General features: G+C 61.1%; 20 protein-coding genes. 11 read left to right on the forward strand and 9 right to left on the reverse strand.

Translation table 11 applies throughout. The features are described from left to right. The first annotated feature begins 14 nt into the window (after positions 1 to 14). The 7 genes from ydcS (at position 15) to BLU46_RS10305 (ending at position 9,653) form a co-directional block, all read left to right on the forward strand. Positions 15 to 1,166 carry a putative ABC transporter substrate-binding protein YdcS gene (gene ydcS, locus BLU46_RS10275; RefSeq protein ID WP_063032952.1) on the forward strand — a complete coding sequence of 384 codons (1,152 nt, stop codon included), beginning with the start codon at positions 15 to 17 and terminating at the stop codon, positions 1,164 to 1,166. A 178-nt stretch (positions 1,167 to 1,344) separates the two neighbouring features. Continuing rightward, positions 1,345 to 2,379 carry an ABC transporter ATP-binding protein gene (locus BLU46_RS10280; protein ID WP_003209551.1) on the forward strand — a complete coding sequence of 345 codons (1,035 nt, stop codon included), beginning with the start codon at positions 1,345 to 1,347 and terminating at the stop codon, positions 2,377 to 2,379. A 1-nt stretch (position 2,380) separates the two neighbouring features. Further along, positions 2,381 to 3,310, forward strand: a complete 930-nt coding sequence (locus BLU46_RS10285; RefSeq protein ID WP_093201231.1) for an ABC transporter permease — start codon at positions 2,381 to 2,383, stop codon at positions 3,308 to 3,310. Beyond that, entirely contained in the window at positions 3,300 to 4,109 is an 810-nt protein-coding gene (locus BLU46_RS10290; RefSeq protein WP_093201236.1) for an ABC transporter permease, read from the forward strand. Before BLU46_RS10285 ends, BLU46_RS10290 begins: the two co-directional genes overlap by 11 nt. A 178-nt stretch (positions 4,110 to 4,287) precedes the next feature. After that, positions 4,288 to 5,712, forward strand: coding sequence for a gamma-aminobutyraldehyde dehydrogenase (locus tag BLU46_RS10295; protein WP_093201241.1), 1,425 nt, complete (start codon positions 4,288 to 4,290; stop codon positions 5,710 to 5,712). Between the two features lie 91 nt (positions 5,713 to 5,803). Beyond that, entirely contained in the window at positions 5,804 to 7,666 is a 1,863-nt protein-coding gene (locus BLU46_RS10300; protein WP_093201245.1) for an NAD(P)-binding protein, read from the forward strand. Positions 7,667 to 8,027: 361 nt separating this feature from the next. Continuing rightward, on the forward strand, positions 8,028 to 9,653 hold the full coding sequence (locus tag BLU46_RS10305; protein ID WP_093201250.1) for a glucan biosynthesis protein D: 1,626 nt from the start codon (positions 8,028 to 8,030) through the stop codon (positions 9,651 to 9,653). Between the two features lie 45 nt (positions 9,654 to 9,698). On the opposite strand, the gene BLU46_RS10310 is transcribed toward BLU46_RS10305, so the two are convergent. From BLU46_RS10310 to BLU46_RS10335, 6 genes are all read right to left on the reverse strand, one after another. Next, a complete protein-coding gene (locus BLU46_RS10310; protein WP_063034055.1) occupies positions 9,699 to 9,884 on the reverse strand; it encodes a hypothetical protein in 186 nt (61 codons plus the stop codon). A gap of 197 nt (positions 9,885 to 10,081) precedes the next feature. After that, entirely contained in the window at positions 10,082 to 10,618 is a 537-nt protein-coding gene (locus tag BLU46_RS10315; RefSeq protein ID WP_093201254.1) for a GNAT family N-acetyltransferase, read from the reverse strand. Continuing rightward, entirely contained in the window at positions 10,602 to 11,102 is a 501-nt protein-coding gene (locus BLU46_RS10320; RefSeq protein ID WP_063032958.1) for an AAA family ATPase, read from the reverse strand. The genes BLU46_RS10315 and BLU46_RS10320 overlap by 17 nt, the downstream gene beginning before the upstream one ends. Positions 11,103 to 11,183: 81 nt before the next feature. Next, positions 11,184 to 12,290, reverse strand: coding sequence for an NADH:flavin oxidoreductase/NADH oxidase (locus BLU46_RS10325; protein ID WP_093201259.1), 1,107 nt, complete (start codon positions 12,288 to 12,290; stop codon positions 11,184 to 11,186). A gap of 151 nt (positions 12,291 to 12,441) precedes the next feature. Then, a complete protein-coding gene (gene recJ / locus BLU46_RS10330) occupies positions 12,442 to 14,151 on the reverse strand; it encodes a single-stranded-DNA-specific exonuclease RecJ (RefSeq protein WP_076017504.1) in 1,710 nt (569 codons plus the stop codon). A 186-nt stretch (positions 14,152 to 14,337) separates the two neighbouring features. Continuing rightward, the gene (locus BLU46_RS10335; RefSeq protein WP_003209567.1) at positions 14,338 to 14,880 is read right to left on the reverse strand and encodes a YaeQ family protein; all 543 of its coding nucleotides are present in this window, start codon (positions 14,878 to 14,880) and stop codon (positions 14,338 to 14,340) included. A gap of 145 nt (positions 14,881 to 15,025) precedes the next feature. On the opposite strand from BLU46_RS10335, the gene BLU46_RS10340 reads away from it, so the two are divergent. Together BLU46_RS10340 and BLU46_RS10345 are read left to right on the forward strand one after the other, a co-directional pair. Next, positions 15,026 to 16,225: a CaiB/BaiF CoA transferase family protein gene (locus BLU46_RS10340; RefSeq protein WP_093201263.1), complete on the forward strand. Its 1,200-nt coding sequence runs from the start codon at positions 15,026 to 15,028 to the stop codon at positions 16,223 to 16,225. Beyond that, positions 16,225 to 17,103 carry a TIGR02285 family protein gene (locus BLU46_RS10345; RefSeq protein ID WP_093201267.1) on the forward strand — a complete coding sequence of 293 codons (879 nt, stop codon included), beginning with the start codon at positions 16,225 to 16,227 and terminating at the stop codon, positions 17,101 to 17,103. Before BLU46_RS10340 ends, BLU46_RS10345 begins: the two co-directional genes overlap by 1 nt. A 171-nt stretch (positions 17,104 to 17,274) precedes the next feature. Here BLU46_RS10345 and BLU46_RS10350 read toward each other — a convergent pair whose 3' ends face one another. After that, a complete protein-coding gene (locus BLU46_RS10350; protein ID WP_017478706.1) occupies positions 17,275 to 17,559 on the reverse strand; it encodes a DUF3509 domain-containing protein in 285 nt (94 codons plus the stop codon). 292 nt (positions 17,560 to 17,851) lie between these two features. Between BLU46_RS10350 and BLU46_RS10355 the strand changes: the two genes are divergently transcribed. Further along, the gene (locus BLU46_RS10355) at positions 17,852 to 18,052 is read left to right on the forward strand and encodes a hypothetical protein (protein ID WP_010176820.1); all 201 of its coding nucleotides are present in this window, start codon (positions 17,852 to 17,854) and stop codon (positions 18,050 to 18,052) included. 149 nt (positions 18,053 to 18,201) lie between these two features. Then, a complete protein-coding gene (locus tag BLU46_RS10360; RefSeq protein WP_093201270.1) occupies positions 18,202 to 18,855 on the forward strand; it encodes a response regulator transcription factor in 654 nt (217 codons plus the stop codon). On the opposite strand, the gene BLU46_RS10365 is transcribed toward BLU46_RS10360, so the two are convergent. Together BLU46_RS10365 and BLU46_RS10370 are read right to left on the reverse strand one after the other, a co-directional pair. After that, positions 18,824 to 20,068: an EAL domain-containing response regulator gene (locus BLU46_RS10365; RefSeq protein ID WP_093201274.1), complete on the reverse strand. Its 1,245-nt coding sequence runs from the start codon at positions 20,066 to 20,068 to the stop codon at positions 18,824 to 18,826. The two genes, BLU46_RS10360 and BLU46_RS10365, sit on opposite strands and share 32 nt — an antisense overlap. A 72-nt stretch (positions 20,069 to 20,140) precedes the next feature. After that, entirely contained in the window at positions 20,141 to 23,722 is a 3,582-nt protein-coding gene (locus BLU46_RS10370; RefSeq protein WP_093201278.1) for a transporter substrate-binding domain-containing protein, read from the reverse strand. Positions 23,723 to 23,758 lie beyond the last annotated feature (36 nt).

The raw sequence follows: 23,758 nt of genomic DNA on the forward strand, positions 1-23,758 counted from the left end.
AAGAGGGAACCCCCATGTCTGCGCACAAGACCGCACTGCTCAGTGCCCTGACCACCGCGCTGCTGGCCAGTGTCAGTATCCAGGCCGCCGAACCGCTCAAGGCGGTCGGCGCCGGCGAAGGCCAGTTGGATATCGTCGCCTGGCCCGGCTATATCGAACGTGGCGAAAGCGACAAGAACTACGACTGGGTCACCGGTTTCGAGAAAGAGACCGGCTGCAAGGTCAACGTCAAGACCGCCGCCACCTCTGACGAGATGGTGAGCTTGATGGCCAAGGGCGGCTACGACCTGGTCACCGCATCCGGCGATGCCTCGCTGCGGCTGATCGTCGGCAAGCGCGTACAGCCGATCAACACCTCGCTGATTCCCAACTGGAAGAACATCGACCCGCGCCTGAAAGATGCGCCGTGGTACGTGGTCGGCCAGCAAACGTACGGCACGCCGTACCAGTGGGGCCCGAACGTGTTGATGTACAACACCAACGTGTTCAAGACCGCGCCCACCAGCTGGAATGTGGTGTTTGAGGCGCAGAACCTGCCGGACGGCAAGCCAAACAAAGGCCGTGTGCAGGCCTATGACGGCCCGATCTACATCGCCGATGCGGCGCTGTACCTCAAGGCCACCAAGCCGGAACTGGGCATCCAGAGCCCGTACGAGCTGACCGAAACCCAGTACAAGGCCGTGCTCGACCTGTTGCGCGCCCAGCAACCGTTGATCCACCGCTACTGGCATGACACCACCGTGCAAATGAGTGACTTCAAGAACGAAGGCGTGGTGGCCTCCAGCGCATGGCCGTATCAGGTCAACGGCCTGGTCAACGAGAAACAGCCGATTGCCTCGACCATTCCGAAGGAAGGCGCTACCGGCTGGGCGGACACCACCATGTTGCACGCCGAAGCCAAGCACCCGAACTGCGCCTACAAGTGGATGGACTGGTCGCTGCAGCCGAAGGTCCAGGGTGACGTGGCCTCGTGGTTCGGTTCGTTGCCGGCGGTGCCCGCCGCGTGCAAGGAAAGCGAACTGCTGGGTGCCGAGGGTTGCAAGACCAACGGTTTCGACCAGTTCGAGAAGATCGCCTTCTGGAAAACCCCGCAGGCTGAAGGCGGCAAGTTCGTGCCGTACAGCCGCTGGACCCAGGATTACATCGCGATCATGGGCGGCCGCTAGCCCGCCCTAGTTGATCGTTCCCACGCTCCGCGTGGGAACGCAGTCTGGACGCTCCGCGTCCGCTTTTAACGTCGTGACGCAGAGCGTCACAGGAGGCGTTCCCACGCAGAGCGTGGGAACGATCACCTCTACCTCCGATTTAATTTTTACAAGACGCGCCTTTTTGGAGCACCGCACCATGACGCTTGCAGTCCAATTCACCCACGTTTCCCGTCAGTTCGGCGAAGTGAAAGCCGTTGACCGGGTTTCCATCGATATCCAGGACGGCGAGTTCTTTTCCATGCTCGGCCCTTCAGGCTCGGGCAAAACCACGTGCCTGCGCCTGATCGCCGGGTTCGAGCAACCGAGTGCCGGCTCCATCCGTATTCATGGCGAAGAAGCTGCCGGTTTGCCGCCCTACCAGCGCGACGTGAACACCGTGTTCCAGGATTACGCGCTGTTCCCCCACATGAACGTGCGGGACAACGTAGCCTACGGCCTCAAGGTCAAAGGCGTGGGCAAGACCGAACGCCTCAACCGCGCCGAAGAAGCCCTCGGCATGGTCGCCCTCGGCGGCTACGGCGACCGCAAGCCGGTGCAACTCTCCGGTGGCCAGCGTCAACGGGTGGCATTGGCCCGCGCACTGGTCAATCGTCCGCGCGTATTGCTGCTGGATGAGCCCCTCGGCGCTCTCGACCTGAAGCTGCGCGAGCAGATGCAAAGCGAGTTGAAGAAGTTGCAACGCCAACTCGGCATCACCTTTATTTTCGTCACCCACGACCAGACTGAGGCGCTGTCGATGTCCGACCGCGTGGCAGTGTTCAACAAGGGCCGCATCGAACAGGTCGACACCCCGCGCAACCTGTACATGAAGCCCGCCACCACCTTCGTCGCAGAGTTCGTCGGCACCTCCAACGTGATTCGTGGCGAGCTGGCGCAACGCTTGAGCGGTAACCCGCAGCCGTTCTCGATCCGCCCGGAACACGTGCGTTTTGCCGAAGGCCCGCTGGGCAGCGGCGAGGTGGAAGTCAGCGGCCTGCTGCATGACATCCAGTACCAGGGCAGCGCCACCCGCTATGAACTGAAACTGGAAAACGGCCAGGCCCTGAACATCAGCCAGGCCAACAATCAATGGCTGGACACCACCGCCGGGCATCAGGTCGGCCAGTCCATCACCGCGCGCTGGGCGCGGGAAGCCATGACCCCGTTGACCGATATCGCAGGCGAGGTGTGACATGAGCCTGGCCGTGTCCCACCCCCCGATGCGCAGGTTTTCCAACCTGCTGTACAAGAAGCCCAACCTGTACCTGTCGTTGCTGCTGGTGCCGCCGTTGATCTGGTTCGGTGCGATCTATCTGGGTTCGCTGCTGACCTTGCTGTGGCAAGGCTTCTACACTTTCGATGACTTCACCATGGCGGTCACGCCGGACCTGACCCTGGCCAACTTCGCCGCGCTGTTCCAGCCGTCGAACTTCGACATCATCGTGCGCACCTTGAGCATGGCGATCGTGGTGTCCATCGCCAGTGCCATCGTCGCGTTCCCCATCGCCTATTACATGGCGCGCTACACCACCGGCAAGACCAAGGCGTTTTTCTACATCGCGGTGATGATGCCGATGTGGGCCAGCTACATCGTCAAGGCCTACGCCTGGACCTTGCTGCTGGCCAAGGGTGGCGTGGCGCAGTGGTTCGTGCAGCACCTGGGCCTGGAGCCGGCGCTGCAATTCATCATGGGCATTCCCGGCGTGGGCGGCAGCACCTTGAGCACTTCGCACCTGGGGCGGTTCATGGTGTTTGTGTACATCTGGCTGCCGTTCATGATTTTGCCGATCCAGGCCTCGCTTGAACGCCTGCCGCCGTCGTTGCTGCAAGCCTCGGCCGACCTTGGCGCCAAGCCGCGCCAGACCTTCATGCAAGTTATTTTGCCGCTGTCGGTGCCGGGGATTGCGGCGGGTTCGATCTTTACGTTCTCGCTGACCCTGGGGGACTTCATCGTGCCGCAGCTGGTGGGCCCGCCGGGTTACTTCGTCGGCGGCATGGTGTACGCCCAACAAGGCGCTATCGGCAACATGCCCATGGCCGCTGCATTCACCTTGGTGCCGATCGTGCTGATCGCGGTTTACCTGTCCATCGTCAAACGTCTGGGGGCCTTCGATGCACTCTGAAAAAGCTTCGTGGAGTCTAAAAATCGCGGCCTGGGGTGGGTTGGTTTTCCTGCATTTCCCGATCCTGATCATCTTCCTCTACGCCTTCAACACCGAAGAAGCCGCGTTCAGCTTTCCGCCCCATGGCTTCACCCTGAAGTGGTTCAGCGTGGCCTTCTCGCGGCCGGACGTATTGGAAGCGATCAAGCTGTCGCTGCAAATCGCGGCCATCGCCACGCTGATTGCGATGGTGCTCGGCACCCTGGCCTCGGCGGCGTTGTATCGCCGGGAGTTCTTCGGCAAGCAAGGCATCTCGCTGATGCTGATCCTGCCGATTGCGCTGCCAGGGATCATCACCGGTATCGCGTTGCTGGCGACCTTCAAGACCCTGGGGATTGAACCGGGGATGTTCACCATCATCGTCGGCCACGCGACCTTCTGCGTGGTGATCGTCTACAACAACGTGATCGCCCGTTTGCGCCGCACTTCCCACAGCCTGATCGAAGCCTCGATGGACCTCGGTGCCGACGGCTGGCAGACCTTCCGCTACATCATCATGCCCAACCTCGGCTCGGCGTTGCTGGCCGGCGGCATGCTGGCGTTTGCGCTGTCGTTCGACGAAATCATCGTCACCACCTTCACCGCCGGCCACGAACGCACCTTGCCGCTGTGGCTGCTCAACCAGTTGAGCCGACCACGGGATGTGCCGGTGACCAACGTGGTGGCGATGCTGGTGATGATCGTGACGATGTTCCCGATTCTCGGTGCCTATTACCTGACCCGCGGCGGCGAAAGCGTGGCCGGTAGTGGCGGTAAATAACTGACAACACATTGCCACTGACGGAATGAGATTCAAATGTGGGAGCGGGCTTGCTCGCGAAAGCGGTGTATCAGTCACGTGATGTATCAACTGAAAGACCGCATTCGCGAGCAAGCCCGCTCCCACACTTGAACCGGTTTCGGCAGGGGAAACGATGCAGCTTTAAGAGGACTGAACCATGCAAACCAAACTGCTGATCAACGGCCATCTGGTCGAAGGTGAAGGCCCGGCGCAGCCGGTATTCAACCCGGCGTTGGGCCGGGTGCTGGTGGAGATCAAGGAAGCCAGCGAAGCCCAGGTCGACGCCGCCGTGCGCGCCGCCGACAGCGCCTTTGAAGGCTGGTCGCAAACGCCACCGAAGGATCGCTCGCTGCTGCTGTTGAAACTCGCCGACGCTATCGAAGCCCATGGCGAAGAGCTGGCCAAGCTGGAGTCCGACAACTGCGGAAAACCCTACAGCGCTGCGCTGAATGACGAGATCCCGGCGGTGGCCGATGTGTTCCGCTTCTTCGCCGGTGCCAGCCGTTGCATGAGCGGTTCGGCCGGCGGCGAATACCTGCCGGGCCACACCTCGATGATCCGCCGCGACCCGGTGGGCGTCATTGCCTCCATCGCGCCGTGGAACTACCCGCTGATGATGGTCGCCTGGAAAATCGCCCCGGCGTTGGCCGCTGGTAATACCGTGGTGCTCAAGCCGTCGGAACAAACCCCGCTGACCGCGCTGCGCCTGGTGCAACTGGCCGCTGACATTTTTCCGGCCGGTGTACTCAACCTGGTGTTTGGCCGTGGGCCAACCGTTGGCAGCCCGCTGGTGAATCATCCGAAAGTGCGCATGGTGTCGCTGACCGGTTCGATTGCCACCGGCGCCAATATCATTTCCAGCACCGCCGACAGCGTCAAACGCATGCACATGGAGCTGGGCGGCAAGGCGCCGGTGATCATCTTCAACGACGCCGATATCGACGCGGCCGTGGAAGGCATCCGTACCTTCGGTTTCTACAACGCCGGCCAGGATTGCACCGCTGCGTGTCGGATTTATGCACAGGCCGATATCTACGATGCGTTTGTCGAGAAGCTCGGCGCGGCAGTGGCCAGTATCAAATACGGTTTGCAGGATGATCCGGACACCGAACTGGGCCCGCTGATCACCGCGCAGCATCGCGACCGGGTGGCCGGGTTTGTGGAGCGTGCCGTGGCGCAATCCCATATCCGCCTGATCACCGGTGGCAAGGCGGTGGAAGGCAACGGGTTCTTCTTTGAGCCCACCGTGCTGGCCGACGCGCAGCAGGACGACGAGATCGTGCGCCGCGAAGTGTTCGGGCCGGTGGTGTCGGTGACCAAGTTCAACGACGAGGCCCAGGTATTGGCCTGGGCCAATGATTCGGACTACGGCCTGGCGTCGTCGGTCTGGACCGCCGATGTCGGCCGCGCCCACCGCCTGGCTGCGCGCTTGCAGTACGGCTGCACCTGGGTCAACACCCACTTCATGCTGGTCAGCGAAATGCCTCATGGCGGTCAGAAACTGTCCGGCTACGGTAAAGACATGTCCATGTACGGCCTGGAGGACTACACCACCGTTCGCCATGTGATGTTCAAGCACTGACCCTTTCCCCCTGTCGAAGCGAGCTCCCTCGCCACAACGGCCCGCTCCCACAGGGGGTCTCCTAATAACAATAAATAATTCGTAGGTTCCCATGGACATCACCCGCCGCGACTTCCTCAACGGCGTCGCCATCACGATTGCCGCCGGTATGACCCCGCTGCAAATCCTCCAGGCCGCTCCCGATGGTCGCTACTACCCGCCCGCCCTCACCGGCTTGCGTGGCAGTCATGCCGGCTCATTCGAAATTGCCCACCAGATGGGCTGGGAAAAGAAGGCCTTCGACACCAATAAATTGCCGATCACCGAAGACTACGACCTGGTGGTGGTCGGCGGTGGCTTGAGCGGTTTGTCAGCAGCATGGTTCTACCGTGAGAAGCACCCGAAGGCGAAGATCCTGATCCTGGAGAACCACGACGACTTCGGCGGGCATGCCAAGCGCAATGAGTTCCAGGCCGGTGGCCGGCTGATCATCGGCTACGGCGGCAGCGAAGCGTTCCAATCGCCCAATCATCTTTACAGCAAGGAAGTAAACGGGCTGTTGAAGAAACTCGGGGTGAACATCAAGCGCTTCGAGACGGCCTTTGACCGCCAGTTCTACCCGGGGCTGGGTTTATCCCGCGGGGTGTTCTTCGACAAGGAAAACTTTGGCGAAGACAAACTGGTCACCGGCGACCCGACGCCAATGGTGGCCGACGACATCGCCCCGGACCAATTGCACGCCCGCTCCATCAGCGACTTCATCAATGATTTCCCGCTACCGGAAGCGGACCGCCAGGTATTGATCGCCCTGCACGTCGCGCCCAAGGATTACCTGCCGGGCAAGTCCGCCGAAGAAAAAGCCGAGTATCTGGCGGCCACCAGCTACCGCGATTTCCTGCTCAAGGACGTGGGCTTATCGGAAGGCGCGGTGAAGTACTTCCAGAGCCGCACCAACGACTTCATGGCCTTGAGTATTGATGCCGTTGCGTCGGCGGATGCCTACAGCGTGGGTTTCCCGGGCTTTGGCGGCATGAACCTCGCGCCTATCAGCGAAGAAGCCGCGGCAGAAATGGAAGAGCCTTACATCTACCACTTCCCCGACGGCAACGCGTCCCTCGCTCGGTTGCTGGTGCGCAGCCTGATTCCGGCCGTGGCGCCCGGGCACACCATGGATGACATCGTGCTGGCGCCGTTTGACTACGCCAAGCTCGATCAGCCCAAGACGCCGGTACGGGTGCGCCTCAACAGCACGGCGGTCAGTGTGCGTAACGTCGGCGACGGCGTGCATATCGGCTACAGCCGTGGCGGCCAACTCGCACAGGTCCGCGGCAAACGCTGCATCCTGGCCTGCTACAACATGATGATCCCGTACCTGCTGCGGGACCTGCCGGCGGAACAAGCCCAGGCCCTGAGCCAGAACGTGAAGTACCCGCTGGTCTACACCAAAGTGGTGGTGCGCAACTGGACGTCGTTCCAGAAGCTGGGGGTGCATGAGATTTATGCGGCGACCCAGCCTTACAGCCGGATCAAGCTCGACTACCCGGTGAGCATGGGCGGCTACGAGCACCCACGCGACCCGACGCAGCCGATTGGTTTGCACATGGTCTACGTGCCCACCAGCCCCAATAGCGGCATGAACGGCCGCGACCAGGCCCGCGCCGGCCGGGGCAAGTTGTATGGGCAGACCTTTGAACAACTGGAAGCGCAACTGCGGGACCAGCTGCAGCGCATGCTCGGCCCGGGCGGTTTCAACCACCAGACCGACATTCTGGCGATCACTGTCAACCGTTGGTCACACGGCTATGCGACCTTCTCCAACAGCTTGTTTGACGATGCCGATCAAAGCGAAAAACTGAAGGACCTGGCGCGTAAACCGCTGGGGCATGTGAGCATCGCCAACTCGGATGCGGCGTGGAGTGCGTATGCCCATGCGGCGATTGATGAGGCGTATCGGGCGGTTGGAGAAGTGGGCTAATCCCGGTTTTCCTGAAGAAAGAGGTTGTTGTGGAGAGGGAGCTTGCTCCCGCTGGGCTGCGCAGCAGCCCCAAACCAGGCGATCGAGATATTCCTGAAAGATTTCGATCGCCTGAGCCGGGGTCGCTTCGCGACCCAACGGGAGCAAGCTCCCTCACCACACGGCTCCCACAGAAACGTCTTGTTTCACATGCAACGCCATCAACCCGCCATCAATCATTTTTCCTTCCGCACCGAACCGCTTAAGCTATTTGGCATCTGTTTAATGTCCGTTGCGTTTGGCCGAAGGCATGTCCGAACCGTTTTCCTTGATCCAGCACGTGCCAGGAACGGCGCGGGATTGTTCACGACAGGTTGTATTTATGCACCGCAGGAATTTGCTCAAAGCGTCCATGGCCATTGCGGCTTACACCGGTCTATCGGCCAGTGGCCTGCTGGCCGCCCAAGCCTGGGCGGGCAATCGCGCCGCTGATGGCGAGGCCCAGGCCTTTGATTTCGAGGCGCTGAAGATCCAGGCCAAGCAGTTGGCCGGCAATCGCTATCAGGACACCAAGCAGGTATTGCCGCCGACCCTGGCGACCATGACCCCACAGAACTTCAATGCCATCGGCTACGACGGCAAGCATTCGCTGTGGAAAGAATTGAACGGCCAGCTGGACGTGCAGTTCTTCCACGTCGGCATGGGTTTCAAGACGCCGGTGCGCATGTACAGCGTCGACCCGAAAACCCGCCAGGCCCGCGAGGTGCACTTCCGCCCTTCGCTGTTCAACTATGAAAAAACCACGGTAGACACCAAGCAGCTGACCGGCGACCTGGGTTTCTCCGGCTTCAAGCTGTTCAAGGCCCCGGAACTGGACCGCCATGACGTGCTGTCCTTCCTCGGCGCCAGCTACTTCCGCGCGGTGGATTCCACCGGCCAGTACGGCCTTTCCGCACGCGGCCTGGCCATCGATACCTACGCGAAGAAGCGCGAGGAATTCCCCGACTTCACCAAGTTCTGGTTCGAAACCCCGGACAAGGACAGCACCCGCTTCGTGGTCTACGCCCTGCTGGATTCACCAAGCGCCACCGGTGCCTACCGCTTCGATATCGACTGCCAGGCCAACCAGGTGGTGATGGGCATCGACGCCCACATCAACGCACGCACCGCCATCGAGCAACTGGGCATCGCGCCGATGACCAGCATGTTCAGCTGCGGCACGGTTGAGCGGCGGATGTGCGACACCATCCACCCACAGATCCACGATTCGGATCGCCTGGCCATGTGGCGCGGCAATGGCGAGTGGATCTGCCGCCCGCTGAACAACCCGGCCACCCTGCAATTCAACGCGTTTGCCGACAAAGACCCGAAAGGCTTCGGCCTGGTGCAGACCGACCATGAGTTCGCCAGCTACCAGGACACCGTGGACTGGTACAGCAAGCGTCCAAGCCTGTGGGTAGAACCTACAACTGCGTGGGGCGAAGGCTCTATCGACCTGCTGGAAATTCCTACAACCGGCGAGACCCTGGACAACATCGTGGCCTTCTGGACCCCGAAGAAACCCGTGGCAGCCGGCGAATCCCTGAACTACGGCTACAAGCTGTACTGGAGCGCCCTGCCGCCGGTCAGCACGCCACTGGCGCAGGTCAACGCCACCCGTTCGGGCATGGGCGGTTTTACCGAAGGTTGGGCACCGGGGGAGCATTACCCTGAAGTCTGGGCGCGGCGCTTTGCGGTGGACTTCAACGGCGGCGGGCTGGATCGTCTGCCTGAAGGCACCGGGATCGAACCGGTGGTGACGTGCTCCCATGGTGAGGTCAAAGACTTCAGCGTGTTGGTGCTGGATGCAATCAAGGGTTATCGAATCCTGTTTGATTGGTACCCCACCAGCGACAGTGTCGAGCCGGTTGAACTGCGGCTGTTCATCCGCACCCAGGACCGCACCTTGAGCGAAACCTGGCTGTACCAGTACTTCCCACCCGCGCCAGACAAGCGCAAGTACACCTGATACCGAACGTTCCCACGCTCGCGTGGGAACATCCCTTCGGCGCTTTCAGAACCGCGAAATACTCTTCATCGCCCCGATCAAGTACCGCATCGCCACCTGATCACTCTCGGTCAGGGCGCGGTACTGTTCCAGCAATTCCGCCTCGTCCGAACTCAACCGCCGGCCACGCAACGCCATGCGTCGGGCCAGAAAGGACGACACAACACCCGCAACACCATAAGACTTGGCCATGGACTGTCTCCTCGTATCAGTCAACTGCTCCTGGTTGCCCATAACCTCATCCCGCAGTTCGACCCGCGAGGCTCATCAAGCCGACTTCCTGGGCCAGAAACCAGACTTACTGTAAGCGTAGAAACTATCTTGCCGGCCGTGTGATTTTTTTAGAGTAATCACTTAAAAAAATGCTTATAGGGCAGTCACCTACAGCTTTATCCCACAAGTGGCCGGTAGAGGTGGATGTCGTCCGGTTCCTGTTGATACAGCTCGGGATCCGGCTGCTTGAGCAGGTGGCAGCCGTGCCGGAGATAGAACTCCACCGTGTTACGCGACTCGGTGGCCGATACATAGAGCGCCTCGGCCCCCGCCGTGCGGGCGTGCTCACAGGCCAGGGCAAACAGCTGGCCACCCAGGCCCAGACCACGGGCACCATGGCTCACATGCAAAAACTTGAGCTGGCGCATGTGCAGGCCCTGGTTGTGGATAACCCGGTTGTCCACCACCACGGCGGCCAGCAACGTTTGGCCGTCGAACACCCCATGCAGCCAGCCGCCGCGCTTCAGGCACGCGTGCAGGGCCACGGCATCCTGCTCGGCTTCGCCCTCAGGCCAGCCTTGCATGTCGTGGTGCTCGGGGTATAGCCGCAACTCACCGTGTTCCACGCGATAGCACTCATCGACCCGTTCGGTGCGGTCAATCAGTGCCAGCAACGGCAGATCTTTTTCGGCCAGGTCACGCTTGATCAACATGCTGTGCGTCCGAGGGGTGATGGTGAACAAGGTTGAAGGCTTCCCCAGGCGTTGGCGCTTCGAAATAGCCGGTGATCAAATCGAACTGGGCATCACTGGTTTCAAACGCGTGGGTACCAGCAGCATTACGTGCACGCAGACGTGCCTTGCAGACCTCGTCCGGCACGTCCAGGTAATGCAATTGGTGATCGGCGCCCGCGCCCTCGAACAAAGACCGCATCCAGCGACGGCTGGCCTGGGTATTGGCCGGGAAATCCAGCACCACCGAGACGCCAGCCTTGAGCAGCGAGATGACATGGGCCGTCAACGCATCGCGCAGGTGGCCGGTGCAGCGCACGTAGTCGCCCAGGGCCTGGATCTGTCCGGGATAAAGGCGTGACAGCCACTCATCCTCGCTGATCAATACCGTCTGGGGAGCCTGCGACAACTGCTGGGTCAAGGTCGATTTGCCGGATGCGATTTTGCCGCAGATCAGGTGCAACATGAGTTTCTCCGGTATTGAAGCCAATAAAAAACCCGCCGGTCCAACGGCGGGCTTTCATGTTTACCACGATTGCTGTGCAGATCAATCCCGCAAATCGGACTCATGAATCGGCTGGTGGCGATGGGTGGCCCGCTGATACTGCGCCGGCCAGGTCGCCTTGCGCCCACCGAGGTCGTCGTCGGCATGCAACGGCCAGTACGGGTCACGCAGCAGCTCACGGGCGAGGAAGATGATATCGGCCTGGCAAGTACGCAGGATGTGCTCGGCCTGGGCCGGCTCGGTAATCATGCCCACAGTGCCGGTGGCAATTCCCGACTCTTTGCGCACGCGCTCGGCGAAGCGGGTCTGGTAACCGGGGCCTGTAGGAATTTCCGCATTGGCCGCGGTGCCGCCGGAGGAGACGTCGATCAGGTCGACGCCCAGGTCTTTCAGGCGGCGCGCCAGTTCGACGGTTTCATCCGGGTTCCAGCCGTCTTCGACCCAGTCGGTGGCCGAGACCCGCACAAACAGCGGCAACTCTTGAGGCCAGGCTTCACGCACCGCCGTGGTCACTTGCAGCACCAGGCGAATGCGGTTTTCGAACGAGCCGCCGTACTGGTCCTGACGTTGATTGCTCAGGGGCGAAAGAAACTGATGCAGCAGGTAGCCGTGGGCTGCGTGGATTTCCGCCACTTTGAAACCGGCAGTCAACGCACGCTTGGCGGCAGCGACGAAGTCAGCGACCACTTGCTGGATCTGCCCTTCGTCCAGTTGCTTGGGTGAAGTGTGCTGCGGATCGAAGGCAATCGGCGAAGGCCCCACCGGCACCCAACCGCCGTCTTCCAGCTTGACGCTGCCGTGCTTGCCGATCCATGGCCGGTGCGTGCTGGCCTTGCGCCCGGCGTGGGCCAGTTGAATGCCCGCCACCGCGCCTTGGGCGTTGATGAAGCGCGTGATGCGTTGCAGGGGTTCGATCTGTTCGTCGTTCCACAGGCCCAGGTCCTGGGCGGTGATGCGGCCATCGGCAGTCACGGCGGTGGCTTCGGTAAAGATCAGCCCGGCGCCACCGACGGCACGGCTGCCGAGGTGCACCAGGTGCCAGTCATTGGCCAGGCCATCGACACTGGAATACTGGCACATCGGCGAAACAGCGATGCGGTTGAGCAAGGTCAGTTGGCGCAGGGTATAGGGTTCAAGCAGCAGACTCATGGGGCACCTCTTTTATGCAGTGGGCAGGCTCCAGGGTTCTGTTTGAAAGGTCGACGAAAAACCCGTCCCCGGCGGGCTGAAATAAGACAAGGTCACAAGACCGATCACACAGTGCTTAGAGACTAGTCGACAACAGAGGATTGCACAGGGTTCAGCGTGGCTCGATATGCGCGATCATCAGTTGCACGGTTTCCTGGCCACGGAACTCGTTCACGTCGAGCTTGTAGGCCAGTTCCACCCAGCGAATGGTCGGGTTGGGCCAGATCTCGCGGTCGATGCCGAAGGCGATGCCATCGAGCTTCACCGAACCGCATTCGCTCTTGAGCACCACTTTCAGGTGCCGCTCGCCAACGACACGCTGCTCCACCAACTGGAACACCCCGTGAAACAACGGCTCGGGGAAATGCTGGCCCCACGGCCCGGCATTGCGCAGGGCGCGGGCCAGTTCCAGGTGAAACTCTTCAACCGCCAGGGTGCCGTCGGACAGCAATCGGCCCGTCAGGTCTTCTTCACGCAGTTGGCGGCGCACTTCGGCGTCAAAGGCTTCGGCGAACAGTGGGAAGTTGGCCTCGGGCAATGTCAGCCCCGCCGCCATGGCGTGGCCGCCGTACTTGGCGATCAGCGTTGGGTGCTGGCTGGCCACCACGGCCAGCGCGTCACGGATGTGAAAGCCGGGCACGGAACGCCCGGAGCCCTTGAGCAGGCCATCCCCGGCATCGGCAAAGGCGATGGTCGGGCGGAAGTAGCGCTCTTTCATCCGCGAGGCGAGGATACCGATCACGCCCTGGTGCCATTCCGGGTCGAACAGGCACAAGCCATACGGCATCGACTCCACCGGCAAGTCCTTGAGCTGGGCCAGGGCCTCACGCTGCATGCCTTGCTCGATGGATTTGCGGTCCTGGTTCATGCCGTCCAGCTGCGCGGCCATTTCCCGGGCGGCGGCGAAATCCGAGGTGAGCAGGCATTCGATGCCCAGGCTCATGTCATCCAGGCGACCGGCGGCGTTCAGGCGCGGGCCGAGGATAAACCCGAGGTCGGTGGAGGTGATGCGGGCGTGATCGCGCTTGGCCACTTCGAGGATCGCCTTGATCCCCGGGCGAGCGCGACCGGCACGAATACGCTCCAGGCCTTGATAGACCAGGATGCGGTTGTTGGCGTCCAGCGGGACCACGTCGGCCACGCTGCCCAGGGCCACCAGGTCCAGCAGTTCACCGATGTTCGGCTGCGGCTTGTTCTCGTACCAGCCAAGGCTGCGCAAACGCGCGCGCAGGGCCATCAGCACGTAGAAGATCACGCCTACACCGGCCAACGCCTTGCTGGGAAATTCACAGCCCGGCTGGTTCGGGTTGACGATCGCATCCGCCGCCGGCAGTTCATCGCCGGGCAAGTGGTGGTCGGTAACCAGTACCTTGAGCCCCGCCGCTTTCGCCGCCGCCACGCCTTCGACGCTGGAGATGCCGTTGTCCACGGTGATCAGCAGCTGTGGCTCGCGTTGCAAGGCCACGGCGACGATTTCCGGGGTCAGGCCGTAGCCGTATTCGAAACGGTTGGGCACCAGGTAGTCGACGTGGGCGGCACCCAACAAACGCAGGCCCAGGGTGCCCACGGTGCTGGCGGTGGCGCCATCGGCGTCGAAGTCACCCACGATCAGTATCCGCTGGCGCTGTTCCAGAGCCGTCACCAGCAGGTCCACGGCGGCATCGATGCCCTTGAGCTGCTGATACGGAATCAGCCGGGCCAGGCTTTTATCCAGCTCGGCTTCCGATTGCACCCCGCGTGCGGCGTAGAGACGGGTCAACAACGGTGGCAATTCACCGAGGAATGGCAGGACGGCGGGCAACGGGCGAGGATCGATACGCATGGGGTGACGGAAGCTTCTCTTTAATGTTGAAAATTAGCGGTGATCCCTTGTAGGAGCTGTCGAGCCCCAGCGAGGCTGCAACAGGATCACCTCGGTGTACCTGTCAGACCTCAGCGCCTGCATCGCAGCCTCGCTAACGCTCGACAGCTCCCACACTCGACCAGCATCCAATCAGGTATCGACGTTTCAGCCGCGCTCGCCAGCCAGCCATTCCAGCTGGACTTCGTGCTGGCCACGGTCGTCAGTCACGAAGATCGTGCCTTCGCTGATCATCACGTCCCACTTGATCACCCGGGGCATGTCCTTGGCCAGGACTTCCAGGATTTCCTGGGGTACGGCGGCGATGCTCACGTTTTTCAGGTTCTTCGCCACCGGCACCACTTTGCCTTCCCAGACGCGCAAGCTGCCATAGGCCAGCAAGGTGGTGCGTTCGGTACGGCGGGAACACCAGGTCAAGCGGTCCGCGTCCGGCTGGCCAACTTCGATCCAGTGCAGGACGCGGTCATCCAGGCTTTTTTCCCACAGCGCTGGTTCGTCTACATCTGACAGGCCACGACCAAAAGACAACTGTTCGTTGTAGAAAAGTGCGTAGGCCAGCAAACGCACGGTCATGCGCTCTTCGGTTTCCGAAGGGTGGCGGGCGATGGTCTGCTTGACGCTCTCGTACACCGAACGATCAAGGTCGGTGAGGTTGAGTTCAAACTTGTAGGTCGTGGACGGCTGGGCCATGAACGGACTTCTAGAGACAGGGAAAGGCGGCAAGTCTAACCGATGGCGAGCTGATTCAACGAATCCTGCGCTGCATCATCCTTATCACTGCGCGACTCGCCTATGTTAAAAGGCTCACATCCCTGCCCTGCCCGAAAGGTTCCTCATGTCGTTTACCGCCAAACCACTTGCCGGCCTGAAAGTCATCGAACTTGGCACCTTGATCGCCGGCCCGTTTGCATCCCGTATCTGTGCCGAGTTCGGCGCCGAGGTGATCAAGGTCGAATCCCCGGATGGCGGCGACCCGCTGCGCAAGTGGCGCAAGCTGTATGAAGGCACCTCGCTGTGGTGGTTTGTGCAGGCGCGTAACAAGAAATCCCTGACCCTGAACCTGAAACACCCTGACGGCCTGGCGATCCTCAAGCAGCTGTTGGCGGATGCCGACATCCTGATTGAGAACTTTCGCCCTGGCGTGCTGGAAAAGCTCGGTCTGAGCTGGGAAACCTTGCACGCCCTGAACCCGAAACTGGTGATGGTGCGCCTTTCGGGCTTTGGCCAGACCGGACCGATGAAGGACCAGCCAGGGTTTGGTGCGGTGGGCGAATCCATGGGGGGTCTGCGTTACATCACCGGTTTCGAGGACCGCCCGCCGGTGCGCACCGGGATTTCCATCGGTGACTCAATCGCGGCGTTGTGGGCCGTGATCGGCGCGCTGATGGCCCTGCGTCATCGTGAAGTGAACGGCGGGCTCGGCCAGGTGGTGGATGTGGCGCTGTATGAAGCGATCTTCGCGATGATGGAAAGCATGATCCCGGAGTTCGACGTATTTGGCTTTATCCGCGAGCGCACCGGCAACATCATGCCGGGCATCACGCCGTCCTCGATCCACACCAGCCAGGATGGCAAGCATGTGCAGATCGGCGCCAATGGCGATGCGATCTTCAAGCGGTTCATGTCGGCCATTGGTCGGGACGACCTGGCCAATGACCCGGCCCTGGCCAGCAACGATGGCCGCGACAGTCGGCGCGATGAGTTGTATGGGGTGATTGATCGCTGGGTCAACTCGCTGCCGCTGGAGCAAGTGGTGGAGCAACTGAACAAGGCCGAAGTGCCCGCCAGTCGTATCTACAGCGCTGAGGACATGCTGGGAGACCCGCAGTTTCTCGCCCGCGAAATGTTCCTCAAGGCCCAGCTTCCAGGCGGCAAGGACTTCAAGATGCCCGGTATCGTGCCCAAACTTTCAGACACGCCGGGTAGTTGTGAGTGGGTCGGACCACAACTGGGTGAGCACAACGCCGTGGTGCTCAATGAATTGGGCTACGACGCGGCCGCCATTACCCGCCTGCGTGAGAATGGCGCGATCTGATGGCCCGGCGCTTCATCATTCGCCTGTGCCTGCTGGGTTCACTGCTCGGGGCGTGGCCGCTATCAAGCCAGGCCCAAGGCACCTTGATCTGGCTGCTGCGTGACCTGCCGCCCGTGACAATTTTCGACGGCCCGCAAAAGGGCCAGGGTGCCCTCGACCAACTGCTGCCGATACTCGCCGAGCATATGCCGGAGTATCGACACAGGATCCTCCACGTGAACCGCGCCCGCGGTATGCAAATGCTCCGCGACCCAGACACGCTGACGTGCGACCCGTCCCTGCTGCGGACAGCAGAACGCGCCAAAACCGTTGTATTTTCCGCCCAAGCCTTTGCGACGGTGAGCAATGGGGTGACCATCCGCCAAAGTCAGCGGGCAGCGCTGGCGCCGTTTGTGGTGGATGGAATGTTTGACCTGGAAGCGTTTTTGAATGCCCGGGATGCGCGCCTTGGCATCATCGCCGAACGCAGTTATGGCGCCCTTATCGATGAAGCGCTCAAGCACGCCAGTGTTCACAAACTGGCCCCGCACTACGGCAATGACGCCCTCGGCAGCCTGCTGCAAATGCAGCGAAAGGGGCGGCTGGAGGCGGTGTTGGGTTACTGGACAGAAGTTCGCTATCAGGCCCTGCAACAGGGCATCGATCCCCAGGACCTGATCTTTTATCCCATCAAGGGCACCCCGCCCTATCAACTGACCCATATCGGCTGCACGGATACCGCAGCAGGACGCGAGGCTATCGGGCGGATCAATCAGGTACTGCGCGAAATCCCGCAGGAGCAACTGCGGCAGTCCTACGCCTCTTGGCTCGACCCGGTCATGCGTGATCGATACCTGCAAGACAACCCGACGTTTTTCCAGGAGGCCCCGAGGCCCTGACAAATCGCGGGCAAAAAGAAACCCCGAGCAGTGGGGAGACAACTCGGGGTTAATAAGGGCCTAAAAAGACCAGTAACAACGAGCCACAAGCACCGGAGCACAATGCTTGATCTCGCTGTTACAAAATCTGACTCGCCTTACCGTAGGAAGGTTCCCAACAAAAATAAATCTTCATGCACAGGCATTCGGCCGAGTCAGGGCCGCATTGCGCAGGGCCGCCATGACCGAGGGTTCCAGGCGTCCTTCGGCGATCATCAGGTCGCGGTGCAAGCAGTCCACCACATCCACCAATGCACGCTTGTCGGTCAATTGCGCCTGGTCGACTTCACGTTCGACCACAATGGCACCGGCCGGATTCTTTACGGTTACCAGGCATTCGCCCTGCACACCCGAGGTGGTCAGCGTGACCTGATAAGGGCTCAGTGCTTCACCGAGCAATAGGCTGATACTTTCCATCTCGATCACCACTCAATAGTTCGGGAACAATCGTGTAAACGGGAGCTGCATCTATCCTAAGTGACTATTTGTGTCGTAGGAAAGTTCGCTTTTTCGTCTTTCAAGGGTTGCCGGGGATGACGTGTCCAGCATGCGCTTGCAACATGACAACCAAAAAACGGCAGCACATAACTGCTTACTCAATGAGTTGCCGTTTTGGCGCTGATGCCGAGGGTGAATCCTATACTCGGTGAGTACGGGTCACGCTGCCACACAGGCCTATCAAAAGCCCCCATTTCGAAGGATGACGACCATGCTGGAACACAACAAAGAGCAGGCTGTACTAGAGAAAATTCACGCTGACATATCACGAATTTATGCCGAACAACGCAAGCTCAACGCAGAATCCCACAAGATAACCCGTGAGAATTTCTGGTACCCCGTGGGTATCGCCATAGGCTTCTTCACGGCTGTCGGGACCGTCATGGCAATCGCGCAAAAGCTACTCGCGTAAACGCGCCCTACGACCAGGGCTGCCTGAAACGCAACCGCCGCTAACCCAAGGAAGGGAAAGCGGCGTTGTTTTGCCGATCGTTAAAACGCCACTCCGGCCATCCCTCCCATTAACAGGCTAGAATCCCCAAATTACCCCGGGAGCCTGTATTGAAAGAAGCGTCTGATAAGCCATTGCGCATCGTACTCGCCGACGACCATCCGATTTTCCTCATCGGTCTGCGGGCGGTCCTGGAACGTGACGAACGGCTGACCATCGTCGGTGAAGCCAATTCACCCCAGGCACTTGCCGAGCTACTGCAACATTGCCCCTGTGACGTACTGGTCACCGACTTCATGATGCCCGCCGAGCCCCAGGCCGATGGCTTGCGCCTGATTGAACAACTGCGCCGGCATCACCCGGCCCTGCCCATTGTGGTGGTGACCATGCTGAACAACGCAGGCCTGTTCCACGCCATCCTGGAGTTGGGCGTCATGGGCCTGCTGAGCAAGGCCAGTCTCGCGGACGAATTGCCTGAAGCGATTCGCCAGGTACGCCGGCAGCAACGTTACGTGGCCCAGACCATCAGCCAGTCACTGAACCTGGCAGGTGTCGATCGCGTGCACTCCCAGGATCAACTGTCACCCCGTGAACTGGAAGTCATTCGCCTGTTGGCCGGAGGCTTGACGGTAGGCGAGATCGCCGCGAATCTTCATCGCAGCAAGCAGACCGTCAGCGCGCAAAAAGTCAGCGCCATGCGCAAGCTGGGCCTGAGCAACGACGCGGCGTTATTTATCTATGTGCAGGAACACGGGCTGGCCTAGCCTGAAACGCGATCCACTGTTTCAGTGCCTCGGCATCCATGGGCCGGGCGATAAAACAGCCTTGCAACCACGCAGCCCCCAACTCACTCACCGCGTGATAATCGGCGGCACTTTCAACCCCGGTCACCACCACCCCTACACCCAGTCGCCCCGCCATACTCATGGCGCCGGCAACCACTGCGGCCTTGCGATCGTCCTTGGCCATGCCGCTGGCAAACGCCGGCGGGATCTTCAATTCGCTGAAGGGCAATTCCAGCAAGCGTTGCAGGCTGGTGCCACCCACGCCGAAATCACCAATGGACAGCTTGCACCCCATCATCCGCAAACGCAGCAAGCCGGTGACGTGGGCGCTGTCGGTGTTCAAGCGCGAGGTTTCCACCAGTTCGAGGGTCAGGCCGTGAGCGGGCACGCCGTGAAGTTGCAGCAAGCCTTGCAGCACTTGGGGAAAGTGCGCGCGCTCCAGCATTCGCCCTGGGATATTCACCGCCACCGGCAGCGCCTGGCCGGTCTCGCGCATGACGTGTGCCGCCAGGCCCAACGCTTGCTCCAACACGTGCCAGGTAAACGCCTCTTCCATTCCGGCAAACTCCAGCACCGGTAGAAACTCATCAGGCAACAACAGCCCGCCTTCAGGAAGCTGCCAGCGCGCCAGCGCTTCAACACCTTGCAACGCACCGGCCTGGCTGACGATGGGCTGATACCAGACCGTGCCACAGCGTGCGATAACCGCCTGGCTCAGATCGGCTGAAGGTGGCAACACCTCGATTTCGCTCAAACCCAGCAACTGGCGCACCTGCTCCCAGGACATCGCCGCCGGCCCGGGCCGCAGGCGTTCCTGGCACGCCGTCAGGACTTGCCCGATCAACTTTGCCGATGCGGGCTTGGGCAAGCAGCCGAGCACGATGAGCCCCAACTGCCGCGCCATGTTCGCCACGCCCTCCAACACCTCGGGCTCGGCGTTGCTCAACAAGATCAACACCTGAGCCTGGCGACGTTCAGCCAGTTCGCGGATCAGCTCCAGGCCATCGCCCTGCTCCAGGTACAGATCGCAAATCGCAATGTCCACCGCGCCCTTGCTCTCCAGTGACTGCCGAGCGGCGTCAACCGTTTCGGCAGTGCGTACATTGAATACGCCGTTGGCATTGAGCATCTGATGCAGGGCCATCAGTTGGAACGGGTTATCTTCGAGGATCAGGACTTTGAGGGAACGCATGAAAACTTTACCGGGGACAAGCGAGGGCGCACAGACTAGTAAAAACCCCGCGCATTCCCCATAGGACATGTCTTATTCGGACCGATCCAGATAGGTATCAAGCTCGCGCTGGAATTCGACCAATGCCTGGCGCAGCGCTAACCAATGCATTTCAACCTCAGCGTTGCGCTGTTCCCGAAGACAGCCTTCCAGCGCCACACAGGCCTTGGCCAGCGGCAACGCATCCACCAGGCAGCAAATGCCCTTCAGGCGGTGCAGCGAAGCGGCCAGCCGGGCCTGGTCGTGGTCCGTCATAGCGGCGACCATCAAGTTATGTTCCTGCTCAAGGCTCCTCGCCAGTTCCTCCAACATCCGCAGCAAAACCGGCCCGTCGGCCTGGGTCATGGTGCGCAAGGTTTCGATACTGAAAGAGCGCGCAGGCGCCACCCGGGCGAGCACGCGTGTCCAGTGTTCAAGGGTCACGGGCTTGACCAGCAGTTCATCCATTCCCGCCTCCCGGCAGCGCTGCTGTTCGTCATCCTGGGCATTTGCCGTGCACCCCACCAGCGCCAGGCGTGGCCGTTGCTCCTGGGCTTCAAGCCGGCGGATGGCCTCGCTCAAGGCGTAGCCGGACATGCCCGGCATGTTGCAGTCGGTGACCAACAGATCAAACACCTCGTTGCGCCAATGCTGCAAGGCAGCCTCGGCGGAGTCGACGGCCACCACCTGATGGCCAAGGAACTGTAACTGCTGAACCAGTACCAGACGGTTGGCCGGCAGGTCATCCACCACCAGCACCGACAGGCTGCGGCCGGCGACGGGCAACAACACCGCAGGTGCCGCTGGCACGTCATCGCTGCTGACCCGGTCCAGGTACAGCTCGATGCACACCACCGTGCCCTGTCCCACAACACTGCTCAAGGTGATGCTGCCGCCCATCAACTCCACCAGTTGCTGGCAGATGCTCAAGCCCAGCCCCGTGCCACCGTGCTCGGCAGCCGTCATTGCACTGACCTGGATAAACGGTTTGAACACCCGCGCCTGCTGCTCGATGCTGATACCCAGGCCGCTGTCCTCCACGCAGATGTGCAAGTATTCAGCTCCCGCCTGGTCGAGCTTGCGCGCGACACTGACCCGAACCTCGCCGTGCTGGGTGAATTTAATCGCATTGCCCAACAGGTTATGGATCACCTGGCGCAGGCGCAGCGGGTCGAACCAGTAGTGCCCTTGCGCCGCAGGATCGAAGGCGAGGGTCAAGTGCAGGCCTTTTTTCTGCGCCATGGCTTCAAACAGCCGCTGTATGCCCTCAAAGAATGCTTTCAAGTCAGTGGTCTGCGGCGCCAGTTGCAGATGACCGGCTTCAATCTTCGCCAGGTCCAGGCTGTCACCCATCAGGGCAATCAACTCACGTGCCGAGCGATGGGCTACCCGCAGCGCTTCAGACACCGGATTGCCTTCGGCCAGGGCACGCTCTTGCTCCAACTCAAGCAGACCGATGATGGCGGTCATCGGCGTGCGAATCTCGTGGCTCAGGGTCGAGAGAAAGGCGCTTTTGGCGTAGTTCGCTTCATCAGCAGCCTGGCGCGCATCCATCAGTTGGTGCTCCAGGACCTTGCGCTCGTTGATGTCGATCCAGCCACCGAGCAACCCTTGCAATTGGCCCTTGGCGTCAAAGAACGGCACCGTCCACTGATAGACATGAAACGCCCCGCCGTTGAACTCCAGTTGCCGATCGACGAACAGCGACTGCTGGGTCGCCAACTGTTCCATATGGCCGGCGTGCAGGCGCGCGGCCGTTGCGTCAGGCATCAATCCGCTTTCCATCAGCGTCAGGCCCTGGATGTGCTCACGCCGGGTGTTCAACTGTTGTTCATAGCTGGTGTTGCAGGTCACCAGGCGTCCTTCCAGATCACGGACAAACACCGGGTTGGGCATGCCATCCAGCAACGCGCGTTTAAATGCCAACTGGTCGTTGAGCCGTTGCTCGGCCTGCAGGCGCTGGCGAATCTGGCGCTTGAGGCGGCTGTTCCAGGCCAGGGACACCAGCACAAATAGCAACGCCATGGCGACCGTCCAATAGGCCCATGGCGGCACGCGCTGCCAGGCCGGCACCGGGACCGGCACGGTACCCAGCCAACGCAAGCGCAAAGCACTCAACTCCGCGACCGGCAGCGCTTCCAGTGCCTTGTTCATAATGCTCAACAGTTCCGGTTGGTCCTTGCGCACCGACAGGCTGTTGGCCGACCACTTGCCCTCGACACTGCGACCAATGCGCAGCTCATCGGCCGGGTAACTCTGAACTTCCACTTCACTCTGGATGGTCGCCGCCGCGCGGCCCTGCGTTACCAGCTCACGGGCCTGGGCATAGTTATCCACCGGGTGCAGCTTGATCCCGGGGTGCTCGCGACGAATGTACCCCTCCAGGACATGGCGTGCCGGCAGCGCCAGGACCTTGCCTGACAGCTCGCTCAAACTGGCCACTGGCGGTGCGTCCGCACGTTGGATAAACACCCAGCCGGAACCCCCAAAACCATGGCTGAAATTCAGGAATGCCTTGCGCTCCTGATTTTCGGCCAACGTGGTGTTCATATCCGCCCTGCCCGTTTCCAGCAACGCCAGGGTTTGCGCCGTGGAAGACACTTCCTCCATGACGAACTGCAAACCGGTCATGCGTGAAATGCGGTTGAGCAGGTCCACATTCAGCCCTACCCATTGGCCGTCCTTGTCCTTGAATACATAGGGCGAGAGTTGTTGGGATGCCACCACCACATGGGGATGCTGGAGCACCCAGGCCCGCTCCTGGGCCGACAAGGCGATGCGCTCGGCGGCAATGCCGACGCCCAGGCCGGTGGTCCAGCGCGCGAGGATCTCTCGCCGCACGGAGTCATCGATGCTCGCCAGCGCCTGATCCATCATCGTCCCCAGCAGCGGGTCGGCCTCCCGTGTGGCAAAGGCGAAACCGATGGGTGCCAGCCGGCTTTCCACCTTGATCTGCAAGCCCAGGTAGGGCCGCAAAGACTTGTAGGCGCGCACGATCACTTCGTTGCCGATAAACGCATCGGCATCACCTTGCTTCAGCGCTTCCAGGCCGCTGTAGAGATTCGGTGCCAGCATGATGTGGCTGCCGGGATATGCGAGATGGACGTTCTTGACGTTGGCGTAGCCGTCCAGCAACACCAGCTTCTTGTCATTGAGGTCTTCGTTCTGGGTGGTGTCATCCCGGCGCACAACCACCACCGAACGATCCGGCATGTAGTCTTCGGTAAAGCGCAGCCCCGATACGTCGCGCTCATAACCGTTGGCACTGGTGAGAATATCGATGGTGCCGTTACGCAAGGCTTCCACCGCCTGCGCCCGCTCGGCGAACCCCAGTACTTGCATCGGTGCATTCAGGCGCGCGCCGATCAGGCTCAGGTAATCAGCGCTGATGCCCTGGTAGCGATTGCGGTCGCGGGTGATATCAATTGGCTGATAGTCATCAATCGAGATGCCCACCTTCAACGGTCGATGCGCCGCCAGCCATTGCTGCTCGCTGGCCGTCAGGGGCATGGGCTCCAGGGCAATGAACGCCGGTACCAGCTTGAACGGCAGGCTGACAGCCGCAAGGCTTGCCGAACCCTGCACAAGCAACAGCACACCTGCCAGCCACACACACGCGCGGGTCGATAAATACACCGGTTGGGTTTCCTTGATTATTCTTGTTGGTCGCCG

Origin of the sequence: Pseudomonas yamanorum (assembly GCF_900105735.1) — a bacterium.
GTDB lineage: Bacteria > Pseudomonadota > Gammaproteobacteria > Pseudomonadales > Pseudomonadaceae > Aquipseudomonas > Aquipseudomonas yamanorum.

Coding starts and splice junctions, on each gene's coding strand:
- BLU46_RS10285 (WP_093201231.1), top strand. CDS start 2,381: ATGAGCCTGGCCGTGTCCCACCCCCCGATGCGCAGGTTTTCCAACCTG.
- BLU46_RS10290 (WP_093201236.1), top strand. CDS start 3,300: ATGCACTCTGAAAAAGCTTCGTGGAGTCTAAAAATCGCGGCCTGGGGT.
- BLU46_RS10350 (WP_017478706.1), bottom strand. CDS start 17,559: ATGGAAAGTATCAGCCTATTGCTCGGTGAAGCACTGAGCCCTTATCAG.
- BLU46_RS10280 (WP_003209551.1), top strand. CDS start 1,345: ATGACGCTTGCAGTCCAATTCACCCACGTTTCCCGTCAGTTCGGCGAA.
- BLU46_RS10340 (WP_093201263.1), top strand. CDS start 15,026: ATGTCGTTTACCGCCAAACCACTTGCCGGCCTGAAAGTCATCGAACTT.
- BLU46_RS10320 (WP_063032958.1), bottom strand. CDS start 11,102: ATGTTGCACCTGATCTGCGGCAAAATCGCATCCGGCAAATCGACCTTG.
- recJ (WP_076017504.1), bottom strand. CDS start 14,151: ATGCGTATCGATCCTCGCCCGTTGCCCGCCGTCCTGCCATTCCTCGGT.
- BLU46_RS10365 (WP_093201274.1), bottom strand. CDS start 20,068: ATGCGTTCCCTCAAAGTCCTGATCCTCGAAGATAACCCGTTCCAACTG.
- ydcS (WP_063032952.1), top strand. CDS start 15: ATGTCTGCGCACAAGACCGCACTGCTCAGTGCCCTGACCACCGCGCTG.
- BLU46_RS10295 (WP_093201241.1), top strand. CDS start 4,288: ATGCAAACCAAACTGCTGATCAACGGCCATCTGGTCGAAGGTGAAGGC.
- BLU46_RS10335 (WP_003209567.1), bottom strand. CDS start 14,880: ATGGCCCAGCCGTCCACGACCTACAAGTTTGAACTCAACCTCACCGAC.
- BLU46_RS10310 (WP_063034055.1), bottom strand. CDS start 9,884: ATGGCCAAGTCTTATGGTGTTGCGGGTGTTGTGTCGTCCTTTCTGGCC.
- BLU46_RS10315 (WP_093201254.1), bottom strand. CDS start 10,618: ATGTTGATCAAGCGTGACCTGGCCGAAAAAGATCTGCCGTTGCTGGCA.
- BLU46_RS10305 (WP_093201250.1), top strand. CDS start 8,028: ATGCACCGCAGGAATTTGCTCAAAGCGTCCATGGCCATTGCGGCTTAC.
- BLU46_RS10355 (WP_010176820.1), top strand. CDS start 17,852: ATGCTGGAACACAACAAAGAGCAGGCTGTACTAGAGAAAATTCACGCT.
- BLU46_RS10300 (WP_093201245.1), top strand. CDS start 5,804: ATGGACATCACCCGCCGCGACTTCCTCAACGGCGTCGCCATCACGATT.
- BLU46_RS10325 (WP_093201259.1), bottom strand. CDS start 12,290: ATGAGTCTGCTGCTTGAACCCTATACCCTGCGCCAACTGACCTTGCTC.
- BLU46_RS10345 (WP_093201267.1), top strand. CDS start 16,225: ATGGCCCGGCGCTTCATCATTCGCCTGTGCCTGCTGGGTTCACTGCTC.